This is a genomic window from Arthrobacter sp. Cza30 (assembly GCF_059090765.1).
Map to the genome: position 1 here is coordinate 123,998 of NZ_JBNHGA010000009.1, position 13,524 is coordinate 137,521.

The 13,524-nt window shown below is 71.6% G+C and carries 13 protein-coding genes; 6 read left to right on the plus strand and 7 right to left on the minus strand.

Going from position 1 to position 13,524, the window contains the following annotated elements; all coding sequences use genetic code 11:
• Positions 1-9: 9 nt before the first annotated feature.
• The 3 genes from AC5RVZ_RS27120 to AC5RVZ_RS27130 all read right to left on the minus strand — a co-directional run bounded on the left by AC5RVZ_RS27120 (position 10) and on the right by AC5RVZ_RS27130 (position 2,994).
• Positions 10-1,254 (minus strand): RNA polymerase sigma factor, encoded by a 1,245-nt coding sequence (locus AC5RVZ_RS27120; RefSeq protein WP_494068719.1) that lies wholly within the window; start codon positions 1,252-1,254, stop codon positions 10-12.
• Positions 1,251-1,619 carry a YciI family protein gene (locus tag AC5RVZ_RS27125; protein WP_494068720.1) on the minus strand — a complete coding sequence of 123 codons (369 nt, stop codon included), beginning with the start codon at positions 1,617-1,619 and terminating at the stop codon, positions 1,251-1,253. Before AC5RVZ_RS27125 ends, AC5RVZ_RS27120 begins: the two co-directional genes overlap by 4 nt.
• An 82-nt stretch (positions 1,620-1,701) precedes the next feature.
• Positions 1,702-2,994, minus strand: coding sequence for a M50 family metallopeptidase (locus tag AC5RVZ_RS27130; protein ID WP_494068721.1), 1,293 nt, complete (start codon positions 2,992-2,994; stop codon positions 1,702-1,704).
• 92 nt (positions 2,995-3,086) lie between these two features.
• Between AC5RVZ_RS27130 and AC5RVZ_RS27135 the strand changes: the two genes are divergently transcribed.
• From AC5RVZ_RS27135 to AC5RVZ_RS27145, 3 genes are all read left to right on the plus strand, one after another.
• Positions 3,087-3,656 (plus strand): hypothetical protein, encoded by a 570-nt coding sequence (locus tag AC5RVZ_RS27135; RefSeq protein WP_494068722.1) that lies wholly within the window; start codon positions 3,087-3,089, stop codon positions 3,654-3,656.
• A gap of 101 nt (positions 3,657-3,757) precedes the next feature.
• Positions 3,758-4,462 (plus strand): DUF1775 domain-containing protein, encoded by a 705-nt coding sequence (locus tag AC5RVZ_RS27140; RefSeq protein WP_494068723.1) that lies wholly within the window; start codon positions 3,758-3,760, stop codon positions 4,460-4,462.
• 151 nt (positions 4,463-4,613) lie between these two features.
• Entirely contained in the window at positions 4,614-6,278 is a 1,665-nt protein-coding gene (locus AC5RVZ_RS27145; RefSeq protein ID WP_494068724.1) for a Mur ligase family protein, read from the plus strand.
• Between the two features lie 28 nt (positions 6,279-6,306).
• Here the strand turns inward: AC5RVZ_RS27145 and dxr are convergent, their stop codons facing one another.
• Positions 6,307-7,392, minus strand: coding sequence for a 1-deoxy-D-xylulose-5-phosphate reductoisomerase (dxr, locus tag AC5RVZ_RS27150; protein ID WP_494068725.1), 1,086 nt, complete (start codon positions 7,390-7,392; stop codon positions 6,307-6,309).
• A 17-nt stretch (positions 7,393-7,409) separates the two neighbouring features.
• Positions 7,410-8,354 (minus strand): FKBP-type peptidyl-prolyl cis-trans isomerase, encoded by a 945-nt coding sequence (locus AC5RVZ_RS27155; protein WP_494068726.1) that lies wholly within the window; start codon positions 8,352-8,354, stop codon positions 7,410-7,412.
• A gap of 116 nt (positions 8,355-8,470) precedes the next feature.
• On the opposite strand from AC5RVZ_RS27155, the gene AC5RVZ_RS27160 reads away from it, so the two are divergent.
• The gene (locus tag AC5RVZ_RS27160; protein WP_494068727.1) at positions 8,471-9,250 is read left to right on the plus strand and encodes a lysophospholipid acyltransferase family protein; all 780 of its coding nucleotides are present in this window, start codon (positions 8,471-8,473) and stop codon (positions 9,248-9,250) included.
• A gap of 191 nt (positions 9,251-9,441) precedes the next feature.
• On the opposite strand, the gene AC5RVZ_RS27165 is transcribed toward AC5RVZ_RS27160, so the two are convergent.
• Complete coding sequence (locus AC5RVZ_RS27165) at positions 9,442-9,927, minus strand: OsmC family protein (protein WP_494068728.1); 486 nt, start codon at positions 9,925-9,927, stop codon at positions 9,442-9,444.
• 52 nt (positions 9,928-9,979) lie between these two features.
• Between AC5RVZ_RS27165 and AC5RVZ_RS27170 the strand changes: the two genes are divergently transcribed.
• On the plus strand, positions 9,980-10,969 hold the full coding sequence (locus AC5RVZ_RS27170) for an asparaginase (RefSeq protein WP_494068729.1): 990 nt from the start codon (positions 9,980-9,982) through the stop codon (positions 10,967-10,969).
• Positions 10,970-11,026: 57 nt separating this feature from the next.
• Positions 11,027-12,142, plus strand: coding sequence for an alanine dehydrogenase (gene ald, locus AC5RVZ_RS27175; RefSeq protein ID WP_494068730.1), 1,116 nt, complete (start codon positions 11,027-11,029; stop codon positions 12,140-12,142).
• A 5-nt stretch (positions 12,143-12,147) separates the two neighbouring features.
• On the opposite strand, the gene AC5RVZ_RS27180 is transcribed toward ald, so the two are convergent.
• On the minus strand, positions 12,148-13,377 hold the full coding sequence (locus AC5RVZ_RS27180) for a saccharopine dehydrogenase family protein (protein WP_494068889.1): 1,230 nt from the start codon (positions 13,375-13,377) through the stop codon (positions 12,148-12,150).
• Positions 13,378-13,524: the final 147 nt, after the last annotated feature.

Sequence of the window (13,524 nt, forward strand, 5' to 3'; positions counted from 1 at the left end):
CCTCGCGGCTCAGCGACCGATACGGCGCTCGAGCAGGCGACGCTCCGCCTCATTCGCGGTGAGCTCGAGCGCACGAAGGTCGGCGGCCATCGCCTCGTCGGTGCGTCCGACACCGCGCAGCAGGTGTGCGCGTACGGCGTGCCACAGGTGGGACCGGCCGAGCGACGCCTCGAGAGCCTCCACCTCCGCGAGCGCGACGGCCGCACCGCCGACGCGCTCGAGCGCGACAGCGCGGTTCAGCCGCACCACCGGTGAGGAGTCGTACCCGAGCAGCAGGTCGTAGAGGACCAGCACCTGGGGCCAGTCGGTGTCCGCCGACCGCTTCGCGTCGGCGTGGCACGCCGCGATCGCCGCATGGAGCTGCCATCTTCCCGGCCGGCGAAGGCGGGCCGCCCGATCGAGTTCGGAACGCGCCCGCGCGATGAGCGCACCGTCCCAGCGCGCCCGGTCCTGATCCTCCAGCAGCACCAGCTCGCCGTCGACGGCGCGAGCGGATTCGCGTGCCCGGTGGAACAGCAGCAGCGAGAGCAGGCCGTGCGTTTCCGGCTCACGCGGCAGCGCGGCGGCGATCACCTGCGCGAGCCAGAGCGCGTCCTCGGCCAGATCGCGATCGGCCGCCGCGTCCCCGCCGGAGACGAAATGCGCCTGACTGTACATCACCGACACGACGGCGAGCACGATATCGAGGCGCCCGGCGCGTTCTGCACCCTCCGGGATCCGCAGCGGGATCCCCGCGGCTCCGATCTTGCGTTTCGCACGGACGATCCGCTGCGCCGTCGCCTGCTCCGTGCTGAACGTCGCTCGCGCGATCTGCGCGGTCGTCAGCCCGCACACGGCGCGCAGCGTGAGGGCCAGCTGCGCATCCGCCGACAGCGCCGGATGGCAGCAGCCGAACAGCAGCGGGAGGCGATCGTCCGCGTCGGGATCCGGCTCGTGCGTCACCGTGGTCGCCCAGGCCCCCAGAAGGGCGAGCTTCTCCCGGTAGCGCCTGTCGCGGCGCAGGCGATCGAGGGCGTTGTGGCGCGCGGCCTGCGTCAGCCACGCGCCGGGCTTGGGCGGGATGCCTCGCAGCCGCCATTCCCGCAGCGCCTCCTCGACCGCCGCCGCGACCGCCTCCTCTGCGACATCGAGGTCCCCCAGCGACGAGGCGAGAGTGGCGACGATCCGTCCCGATTCCTCGCGGACCACGCGCGCCAGGAGGAGATCGGATGCCGCGGCCCCGCCAGGGCCGGCCGCGGCATCCGTTCCGGTCACTGCTCGAACTGGCTGTAGTCGGTGACCATGGGCCGGATCTCCACCGCCGACCCCGGCAGCTCCAGCGACGGCCAGGTCTTGACCAGCGCGATCGCCGCATCCATGTCGGGGACGTCGATGATGCTGAACCCGCCGATCACCTCCTTGGCCTCCGAGAACGGGCCGTCGACGACGACCGCGCCGTTCTCGCTGTGCTTGACCGTCGTCGCGGTCTCGACGGGCTGCAGCTCCGCCCCGCCGTCGGCGATCTGGCCGTCATGCTCCTGGAACCACTGGTAGATGCGCGCGTAATCCTCCTGCATCCGCTCGGGCGGCACCTGCGCATCCAGTTCCGGGTTGCTCGTGAACATCAGCACGTACTTCACGGTCTTGTCCTTCCGTCAGTGGAACCGTTTCATCCCCACAGCGAACGGACAAGGCCGATCTCGACACGACCGCCGAGAAAAGTCAGAACAGGCTGACCGGATTGATGATGTCCGCGAGGATCAGCACCGCGCCCATCGCGACCAGCGCCACCACGACGATGAACGTCACGGGCACGAGCTTCGTGGCATCCACCGGCTTGGGCGGCGGCCGGCGGAAGAGCTTCGCCCACGCCCGCTTGAGCCCGTCCCACAGCGCCACCGCGACGTGACCGCCATCCAGCGGCAGAAGCGGCACGAGGTTGAACACGAACAGGGCGATGTTCAGCGAGGCCAGCAGCGACAGGAAGCCTGCGACGCGGTTGAGGATCGGGGCGTCCGTGGCGGCGACCTCACCCGAGAGCCGACCGGCACCGACGATGCTCAGCGGTCCGTTCGGGTCGCGCTTCTCCCCGGTGATGAGCGTCGCGGCGGTGTCCCACACCTTGACGGGAAGCTGCCAGATGATCCCGGCCACCGCGCCGACGTTCTCGACGGCGGCGCGCGGCGCCTCCCAGATGGGCTGGCGGACGTACTCCACCGTCGGCCTGATCCCGACGAACCCGATCTCATCGCCCGCGGCGGCGGCGGCGGTCGCGTCGATCGCCGCCGGAACGACGGTGATCGTGCGCTCCTGGCCGTCGCGCTCGATCAGGAGCGACAGCTCCTCACCCGGTGCGCCCTGGATGATGGCGGATGCCTCGGCGAAGTCGGCGACCGCCTGCCCGTCGATCGAGAGGATCGTGTCGCCGGCCTGGATTCCGGCCTGCTCGGCGGGTGGCGCGGGGTCGCCGGGCGCGCACTCGGTGGATGCCGTCGCCGGCGCGCACTCCGACAGGGCGGACACGGTGGTCGTGGCCGTCTGGATGCCGATGCCGGTCAGCAGGATCGCGAACAGCACGATGGCGAGCAGGAAGTTCATGAAGGGGCCGCCGAGCATCACGACGACCCGCTTCCAGACCGGAAGCCGGTAGAACACGCGATCGTCGCCGCCGATGAGGGTCTCCTCGTTGGCGGCGCGCGCATCCTGCACCATCGTCGCGAAGAAGCCGCCGCCGGCCCGGCCGGTCCGACCGTTCGGCGTCTGCGTCTGTCGAACGGTCGGCGGGTACATGCCGGCCATCGAGATGTAGCCGCCGAGCGGGATCGCCTTGACGCCGTACTCGGTCTCGCCGAAGCGTCGCGACCACAGGGTCGGCCCGAAGCCGATCATGTACTGGCCGACCCGCACGCCGAACTTCTTCGCCGGCCACAGGTGCCCCAGCTCGTGAAGCGCGATCGACACCGCCAGGCCCACGACCATGAGCACCACGCCGATGACGAATGCGAGAGCTTCCACACGCTCACGGTACCCGCGCCGGGCTTTGAGTTGGCCGAGACACCGGGGGGCGGGCCCGGCGCGCGTGGAATAGGCTCGGCGACGGAGGAACCGTGACCGCACGCCACCTGCGCGCCCTGCGAGGAGTCGCCGCTGCGTCGGTCGCGACGATCCTCGCAGCGACGGCTCACACGCTCGCCGGCGGAGGGGCACCCGCGCCCGCCCTGGTCGTGGCGGTCGCAACACTGGCGTCACCGTTCGCCGTCGCTCTCGTCGGCCGCCGCGTGCGTCTGTGGCGCGTGGCGGGCGCCGTGCTGGTCAGCCAGCTGCTCTTCCACACCGCCTTCGCGATCACCGCAGGCGCCGACCCGGCGACGATCCACGGCGCGCACGCGCATCACGTGCCGCTCACGGTCGGCGCCGACGCCGGCCTGGTGATCCCCGACGCGGCCATGGCGCTCGCGCACATCCTCGCCGCAGCGGGCACGGTGGTCGCGCTGTTCGGCGGCGAGCGGATGCTGCAGGCCCTCGGACGAGGCATCCGCTCGCTGTTCGCGCGCACCCGCGGGGTCGCGACGCTGCCGATCGTCCACCGGGTCCCCGCCGCCCCGGCGCGACTCTCCCCGGCGCCCCGCATCGTTCTGTCGGATCTGTCTCGACGCGGCCCGCCCGCCTTCGTCTGAGCGGCCGTTCGCGGTCGCAGCGCCGGCACCCTCGGAGCGCCGGCTTCTCCGCACGCCGCGCGCGCGGCGCTGTCGCGCGCGCATCTCGACGAAGGAACCCCATGAACATCACCACATCCGCCCGCTCCCGCCGCACCGCCGCCCTCGGCATCGCCGGCGGCCTCGCCCTCGTGATCGGTGCGCCGCTGGCCGCATCGGCGCACGTCCATGTCGACCCCGGCACCGTGTCGGCCGGCGCGACGGAGACGCTCACGTTCTCGTTCTCGCACGGATGCGACGGCTCCCCCACGACCGCCCTCGTGATCGACATCCCCGACGGCGTCGGCAACGCCACCCCCGTCGTCCAGGGAGGATGGACGATCGCCCGCGAGACCGGGGGCGACGGCATCCCGACCCGGATCACCTACACGGCCGCCACGCCGGTCGAGGATCACCTGAAGGCCACCGTCTCGATGGACGTGCTCTTCGACGAATCCGCCGCCGACACGACGCTCGCCTTTCCGGTGACGCAGCTCTGCGAGACCGGCGAGACCGCCTGGACGCAGGTCGCGGGCGACGGCGAGGACCCGCACGACCTCGATGCGCCCGCACCGGTCGTGGCCGTGGGCGCCGCGGCCGAGGAAGACGATCACGGAACCGCCACCCACGAGGCCGGAGCGTCCGACGCCGCCGACACGGCCGGAACGGCGACGGATGCCGGGGCCGGCGCCGATCCGGTCGCGCGGTGGCTCGCCGGCGGCGCACTCGCCGCCGGGCTCGCCGCCCTCCTCGTGGCGCTCCTGCGCGGACGCGCACGTCGCTCCTGACCGGCGCGACCGATTCCGCCCAACCCAGCGAGCGGCGGGCCAGGGTGAGCATCGCCCCGGCCCGCCGCCTCTCACGACGGCTCGCCCGGCGACCGCACCGCGGTCGCCGGGCGAGCGGTCGGCACACGGGCGGGTGAGAAGATGGAGAGCCATGTCGACTGACGCGCCCTCCAACCTGCCCCCCGTGCTCCGCCCGGACGCGCCGCCCACCCACTTCCTCGCGGACCTCGCGGCGCGCTTCGCGATCGACGTGCGCGGCGATGTGGAGGGGGCGACGCTCACCGGGATCACCCTGGCCACGGCAGACCTCCGACCGGGTGACGTCTTCGTCGCGGTCAAGGGCGTGAACCGGCACGGCGCGGAATTCGCCGGCGCCGCGGCGGAGAAGGGCGCCGTCGCGGTGATCACGGACGCCGAAGGTGCCGACGCGGCTGCGGCGAGCGGACTGCCGGTGATCCTCGTCGACGACCCGCGGGCCTCACTGGGCGAGCTGTCGGCATGGGTGTACGGCACCGGTCGCGACGACGACCTGCCGCTGCTGTTCGGCACGACCGGGACCAACGGCAAGACGAGCGTCTCGCACCTGCTGGAGGGGATCCTCGGGCAGCTCGGCGTCACGACGGGACTGTCCTCGACCGCCGAGCGTCACATCGCCGGTCAGGTGATCGTCTCGCGGCTGACGACCCCCGAGGCGTACGAGATGCATGCGCTCCTGGCGCTCATGCGCGAGCGGGGCGTGGAGGCGGTCGCGGTCGAAGTCAGCGCCCAGGCGCTGAGCCGGCGTCGTGTCGACGGCATCGTGTTCGACGTGGCCGGCTTCACCAACCTCACGCACGACCACCTCGACGACTACGCCGACATGCGCGAGTATTTCGAGGCGAAGATGCCGCTGTTCCGTCCCGACCGCGCGCGCCGCGGTGTCGTGTGCATCGACTCCGAGCCCGGCGCCGAGGTGGTCGCCCGCAGCGGCATCCCGACCGTGACGGTCGGCACGCCGGCCCTCGCCTCGGACCCCGCTGCGGCTGCGGCGGCCGACTGGGTCGTCGACATCCTCGACGAGATGCAGATCGGCACGCGGTTCCGCCTCACCGCCCGCGACGGCCGGTCGCTCACGACCCTCGTCCCCGTGATCGGACGCCACATGGCAGCGAACGCGGGCCTCGCGATCGTGATGATCCTCGAGGGCGGCTACCCCTGGGAACGCCTGACCGCCGCGCTGGACGGGCGGCGGATCGAGGCCTACCTCCCCGGACGTACCGAGCTCGTCTCGGGCGAGACCGGCCCCGCTGTCTACGTCGACTTCGGCCACTCCCCCGACGCCTTCGAGAAGACCCTCGCCGCTGTCCGGCGCGTCACGCCGGGCAAGGTGGTGATGCTCTTCGGCGCCGACGGTGACCGCGACGCCACGAAGCGGCATGACATGGGACGCACCGCCGTCGAAGGCAGCGACGTCCTCATCGTGACCGACCACCATCCGCGGCACGAGGATCCCGACGCCATCCGTGCGACGCTCCTCGAGGGAGCGCGGCGCGCACGCCCCGACGCCGAGATCCACGAGTACTCGCCGCCCGAGCGCGCCATCATCGAGGCGGTCGCCCTCGTCGGCGACGGTGACGCCATCCTGTGGGCGGGACCCGGGCACCAGGACTACCGCGACATCCGCGGCGTGCGCACGCCGTACTCGGCACGAGAGCTCGCGCGACGGGCCCTGCGCGACGCGGGGTGGCCGGTGCCCGAGCCGCATTGGCCGGTCCCGTACCCGGCGGACCACACGCCGGCATCCGATCCGCTGCGGCCCGCCTACCCCGAGGCCTGACCCGCGCGCACCGGCGCCTGGACCGGGGTCAGCCGGAGGCGGCGATCGCGCGGTCGGCGGCAGCGCGCGCCCACCGCTCGGCTTCGCCGAGCGACTCCCGCGTGAGATCCCGCGGAGCCTCGTGCTCGTCGACGATGCGCTGCACGATGTCGAGGATCCCGGTGAAGGTCAGCCGGCCCTCGTGGAAGGCATCCACCGCCTGCTCGTTCGCGGCGTTGAACACCGCCGGATACGTCGCCCCTGCGGCGCCGACGCGCTTGGCGAGCCGGACGGCGGGGAAGGCCTCCTCGTCGAGCGGCTCGAACGTCCACGAGGTCGCGGTCGTCCAGTCCAGCGGTCGACCCACCCCCGCGACACGATGCGGCCAGGCCAATCCCAGCGAGATCGGCAGTCGCATGTCGGGCGGCGACGCCTGCGCGATCGTGGACCCGTCGACGAACTCGACCATGGAGTGGACGATCGACTGAGGGTGCACGACGACGTCGATGTCGTCGTACGGCACACCGAACAGCAGGTGCGCCTCGATCACCTCGAGACCCTTGTTGACCAGCGTCGCCGAGTTCGTCGTGACGACACGTCCCATGTCCCAGGTCGGGTGCGCGAGAGCCTCGGCCGGTGTCACGTCCGCGAGCGACTCGCGACTGCGGCCACGGAACGGACCGCCGGATGCCGTCAGCACGAGCCGGCGCACCTCGGCGCTCCCACCCGCGCGCAGCGCCTGCGCGATCGCGGAGTGCTCCGAGTCGACGGGGACGATCTGCCCGGGCCGGGCGAGGGCTGTCACGAGGTCGCCGCCGACGATGAGCGACTCCTTGTTGGCCAGCGCCAGCGTGCGCCCCGACTCCAGCGCCGCCAGCGTCGGCCCGAGCCCCACCGAGCCGGTGATGCCGTTGAGCACCACGTCGGCCTCGACGTCGCGGACCAGCTGCTCGGCCTCGGCCGCGCCCAGCGCGGTCTGCTCGACCCCGAACTCGTCAGCCTGCGCCCCGAGGGCGTCGCGATCGGAGCCCGCAGCGAGCCCCACGACCTCGAAGCGCTGCGGGTTCGCGCGGATCACATCGAGGGCTTGAGTGCCGATCGAGCCGGTGGAGCCGAGGATGAGGACGCGCCGCACCGGTTCAGCCGAGAGGCTCACTGCTCGGTGGCCGCCGTCCCGAGGATGTCGATCACGAACACGAGCGTCTGCCCGGCCAGCTCGCTGCCCGACGAACCGGCCTCACCGTACGCGCATGCGGGCGACATCGACACCAGGACCTGCGATCCGACCTTCTGGCCCTCCAGCGCACGCTTGAAGCCGACCACCACGCCGTCGGTCGGGAACTCCGTGGCCTCGCCGCGGTCGTAGCTGGAGTCGAACACCGTGCCGTCGGCCCACGTGACGCCCTCGTAGTTCACCTCGACGGTGTCACCGGCTCCGACCTCCTCGCCGTCTCCCTCCTCGAGCACCTCGACACGCACGCCGGACGGCGGCTCGACCGAGGGAACGGTGATCGTGGGGTTGTCGTCGCTGAACGCGACGGTCGGCACGTCGGACTCGAACGGCTCGACCGCGCACCATTCGCTCTCGGGCGTGGCCGACACGACGTCGACGACGTACACCTGCGCGGCGCTGGAATCGGTGGCGGGAAGAGCGGCGACGACCCGCGTGCCGGGCGTGGCGCAGCCGACGAGCTCACCGAGCGGCGAGACCGAGGAGATCTGCTGGGGCTGCATCGCGGTGTCGTACCCGAGGGTGCCGAGCACCTCGCCCGTGCTGGCATCCAGCGCGGTCAGCGACAGCGTCACGTAGTCGCCGTTCTCGATCGGCGCGCCGTCGCCTTCGGTGACCACCGTCCGCTCCACAGCGGTGACCTCCAGCGGCGCGGTGAAGGTGACCGAGGGCTGTGTGTTGAACTCGCCCTCGACGGTCACGGCATCGGAGGCGGCACCGGCCGGCGCGGCGGCCTCGCAGAGGTTGGCCGCGGGCTCGGCCGTCGGGGACTCTGTCGTCGCGGGGTCGGGCGAGCCGGAGCATCCGGCGAGCAGAAGCGCCGATGCGGCGGCCAGGGACAGGGCGACGAGCGGACGAGTGCGCACGAAAAGAACCTCGAGTCGTGTGGGGGCGGACTCCCCATCTTTCCGCATGTTTCCTCCGTCCGTGCTGGGAAAGCACTATGCCGTCGACGGAATGGAAGCCGGAGTACCCTCGACGGGTGACTTCCGACCTGGTTCCCGACGCCGCCGCCGAGGAAGCGCAGACCGTCCCGGTCCGTTCGATGGGCGCCACCTACGCGCTGGGTCGCTTCGTCGTCGCCCCGCTCGCGCGGCTGGTGTACCGGCCGCACGTGGAGGGCCGCGACAACGTGCCGCGCACCGGTCCGGTGATCTTCGCCAGCAACCACCTGTCGTTCATCGACTCCGTCGCCATCCCGGTGGCCTCCCCGCGTCCCGTGCACTTCCTCGCCAAGTCGAGTTATTTCGAGGGAAGAGGGGTGGGCGGCTGGCTGTCGAAGGAGTTCTTCACCGCCATCGGCGCCGTCCCCGTGCGCCGTGGCGCCGGGCAGGCGGCACTGGACGCCCTGGACCAGCAGCGGGCGCTCCTGGACGACGGCAAAGCCGTCGCGCTGTATCCCGAGGGCACGCGCTCCCTCGACGGACGCCTCTACAAGGGCCGCACCGGCGTCGCCTTCCTCGCCCTGGAGACGGGCGCGCCGGTGGTCCCCGTCGGGCTCATCGGCACCGATCGCGTCATGCCGGTCGGCGCGAGGTTCCCGTCGTTGGATCAGCGGGTCACGGTCCGGTTCGGCCAGCCCCTCGATCTGCGTCATCACGGCCCGGCCTCATCCGGACGCGCGCGCCGCCTCGCCACCGACGAGATCATGTCGGCCATCCATGCGCTGTCGGGCCAGGAACTCGCGGGCGCCTACAACGAGGTGCCCGCGCAGAACCCGATCGAGCGGATCAAGCAGGTCCTCCCCCACGAGCGTCGCTGACCGCCCCGACGGCATCCCACCGCCCCTCGACGGCATCCCACCGCCCCCTCCTCTTCCGCGAGACTGCAACGGAGCGCCGAGACAGCGGTCGCGGGCATGCAGTCTCGGCGCCCGGATGCTGTCTCGCGAGCAGCGAGAGCAGCGAGCGGAACGGAGCGGAGCGGGAGCGGAGCGGGAGCGGAGCGGGAACGTCAGCGAGCGGGGACGGCCGCGACCACGACGGTCGGCTCGTGCCGCACCGGGAAATTGACCGAGTTCGCGATGAAACACCACTCGTGCGCCTGCTCGTGCGCCACAGTCGCGGCTTCCGTCATGGACTCCTCCGCGACGGTGACCCGCGGCCGCAGGATCACCTCGCGGAACGCGCCCCCTCCGCGACCGTCCTCGACCATGACCCCGGAAGCGTCGTCCTCGTAGTCGACCACGACGACCCCCGCCTTCACGCACGCGTGCAGGTACGACAGCAGGTGGCACTGGCTCAGTGCAGCCAGCAGCATGTCCTCGGGATTCCACCGCGTCGGGTCGCCACGGAAGGGCTTGTCGCTCGAGGCGAGGAGCGTCGGCTTGCCGGCGATGTCGATGGTGACGGAGCGGTCGTAGTCCCGGTAGCCGGAGGTTCCGGAGCCGCGGTTCCCGGTCCACGCCGTTCGGACGGAGTATCGATGCTCACCGAACATGAGCACAGTCTGTCATGCCGGCCGTGCCGACCCGCGACGGTAGGCTGGCGGGGTGCCGCAGACCTTCGCCGCAGCCGACGCCGTCGAGCTCGCCGTCGTGGAGCGCAGCGGCTTCGTGGAGTCCCGGCACGCCGGGATGGCGATCGTCCTGGCTCCCGACGGCACGATCGCGCAGAAGCTGGGCGATCCGTCGGCCCTGATCCTGCCGCGGTCGAGCATGAAGCCCCTCCAGGCGCTCGGATGCCTCTCCGCCGGCGCGCCGCTCGAAGGCGAGCAGCTCGCGCTGGCGACCGCCAGCCACTCCGGCACCGACCGACACGTCGAGGTCGTGCGTGCGATCCTCGCCGCGGCCGGCCTGAGCGAGGACGCTTTGGGCTGTCCGCCCGCCTGGCCCGGCGACGTCCCGACGCGCGATGAGCTCGTGCGCGACCTCGGGCAGCCGCAGCGCATCCGCATGAACTGCTCCGGCAAGCATGCCTCGATGCTGCTGACCTGCACGGCCAACGGCTGGGATCCCGACGGATACCTCGCCCCCGAGCATCCGGTCCAGATCCATCTCCGCGACGTCATCGAGCGTCTCGTCGGCGAGCGCGTCGCCGCGACCGCCGTCGACGGCTGTGGCGCGCCGATCTACGTCGTCACCCTCTTCGGACTCGCCCGCGCGATCCACCGGATGGGCACGGCGTCGGCGACCTCCCCGTTCGCGCTGCACCGCAGCGCCGGCGCGCTGGTCCAGGCGGTGCGCGCCGACCCATGGACCATCGACGGACCGGGCCGGCCGGACACCATCGTGATCGAGCGGCTCGGCGTCTTCGCCAAGGGCGGCGCCGAAGGCGTCATGGTGATGGTCGCGCCCGATGGCACCACGGTCGCGCTCAAGATGCTCGACGGCAGCGGGCGCGCCGCGACGGCCGTCGCCCTGCGGCTTCTCGAACGGCATGGGGCGCTTGCGCCTTCCGACGTCGCCGAGACGATGACCAGGCTCCCGCTGACCGTCACCGGCGGCGGACAGGATGTCGGGGTCATCCGCCCCGTCACCTAGAACGCGCTCCCACGAGGAGCCCGAGCGCTCCAAAGGCGGAGCGGAAAGGATCACACGATGAGGATCAGCGTCCCCACCGAGGTGAAGAACAACGAGTATCGGGTGGCTCTGACGCCGGCGGGTGTGCACGACCTGGTTGCGGCCGGCCACGAGGTGTTCGTGCAGCGCGGCGCAGGCCTGGGCTCGTCCATGCCCGATGCCGAGTACGAGGCGGCCGGCGCGGTGATGCTCGACGACGCCGCCGACGTGTGGGCACGGGCGGAGCTGCTGCTGAAGGTCAAGGAACCCGTCGCGAGCGAGTACGACTTCTTCCGCGACGACCTGGTGATCTTCACGTACCTGCACCTCGCTGCGGACCGCCCGCTCACCGAGCGCCTGATCGCCGACGAGGTCACCGCGATCGCGTACGAGACGGTGCAGCTCCCCGGAGGCGGCCTGCCCCTCCTCGCTCCGATGAGCGAGGTCGCCGGGCGCCTCGCGCCGATGGTGGGCGCCTCGACGCTCATGCGATCGGCGGGCGGCCTGGGACTGCTCATGTCCGGCGTGCCGGGAACCCGGCCCGCGACGGTGACCGTCATCGGCGGCGGCGTCGCCGGCGCGAACGCCGCCGTCATCGCCGTCGGCATGGGAGCCGACGTCACCGTCTTCGACACCAACATGCAGCGCCTGCGCTATCTCGACGACCACTTCCAGGGACGCATCAAGACCGCGTCGTCGAATCCCCTGGACCTCGACCGTGCGGTGACCGCCTCGGACCTCGTGATCGGCTCGGTCCTGATCCCGGGCGCGAAGGCCCCCAAGCTCGTGACGAACGACATGGTCGCCCGCATGCGCCCCGGATCCGTGCTCGTCGACATCGCCGTCGACCAGGGCGGGTGCTTCGAGGACACGCATCCCACGACGCACGCCGATCCCACATTCCCCGTCCACGGCAGCATCTTCTACTGCGTGGCCAACATGCCCGGTGCTGTTCCCAACACCTCCACGTCGGCGCTCACGAACGCCACACTGCCGTACATCCGCCAGATCGCGCGCCGGGGATGGCGTGAGGCGCTGACGGCGGATGCGGCGCTCGCGGCGGGTCTGAACATCCACCGCGGGGCGGTGGTGAACCCGGGCGTCGCGACAGCGCACGATCTCGAGCTGGCGCCGCTCGCCGACGCCCTGGCCTGACGGAGCTACGGCAGCGGCTTCTCCTGGATGCCCCAGGGAGAGCCGTAGCCGGCGGGAGCGGGCGCGGCGAGCAGATCGAGGAAGGGCCGGGCGTCGAACGCCTCGGGGCCGAGCACGCCCGCTCCCGACCAGGTCCCTCGTGCCAGCAGCTCGAGCGCGATGACCGGGTTGATCGCCGTCTGCCAGACGACCGCCTGCGAGTTGTACTCCGCCATCGTTCGCTCGTTGTCGGCGACGTGGTACAGGTAGGTCGAGCGCGGCCGCCCGTCCTTGCCCTTACCGGTGACCCATACCCCGGCGCAGGTCTTCCCGGTCATCCGCTCGCCGAGCGTGGCGGGATCGGGAAGACACGCCGCCACGACATCCCGGGGCGATACCTGCACGCCCTTCACCGTGACCGGCTCGGTACGGTCGAGTCCGAGCTTGTGGAGCACCTTGAGCACCTCGATGAACTCGTCGCCGAGGCCGTACTTGAAGGTGACACGGCGGGCACGGGTCCACCGCGGCATCAGCAGCACCTCCTCGTGCTCGACGTTGACGCACTCGACCGGACCGATCCCCTCCGGGAAGTCGAACACCTCCGGCTCGCTGAAAGGGGCGGTGGTGTACCAGCCCCGGTCCTCCTCGTACACCACAGGCGGGTTGAGGCACTCCTCGATGGTGGTCCAGATCGAGAACGACGGGGCGAAGTCGTAGCCCTCCACGACGAGGTTCGCACCGTCGCGCACACCGAGCTCGTCGATCTCGCTGAACAGCTCGTCCTCGGCGTATCGCGCGAAGACGTCCGAGAGCCCGGGCTCGACGCCGATGCCCACCAGTGCCAGGCGGCCCTCCTGGCGCCACCGCTCGTCTTGGGCGAACTGCTCGTCGCCGAGCTTGACGCCCGTCAGCTCGTACGGACGATCGGGATGCCGCTGCGACAGGCTCATCGCCATGTCGAGGTACGTCGCGCCGGCGGCGAAGCAGCCTGAGAAGATCGGCATCACGAACCTCGGATCCACGGCGTTGAGCACGTGGGTGATGCCGTGCCTGCGGATGAGGCCCTCGACGGACGAGGCATCCGACGCATCGACCATGTCGCCCACGACGCGGGCGTCGTCCAACTCGGCCACCAGCGCCTGGGGTCTGGACGCGTCGTGATCGGCGATCACGAGCGCCTCGAAGAAGTCCCGCCGGACCGCGATGCGTGCCGCGGCGGAGCCGACGCCTCCCGCCCCGACGATCAGGATGCGCATTCCGGTCTTCGATGAGGTGCTTCCGGCGGACGTCACACCGCGACGCTAGGGGCGGCGCCTCGCACGGTCAAGGCGCGTCGATGCGACGGACCGGCCGGGAATCGGCGGCGGACGGACGGCTTGTCAACCCGCTCGTCGGCGCAGGCC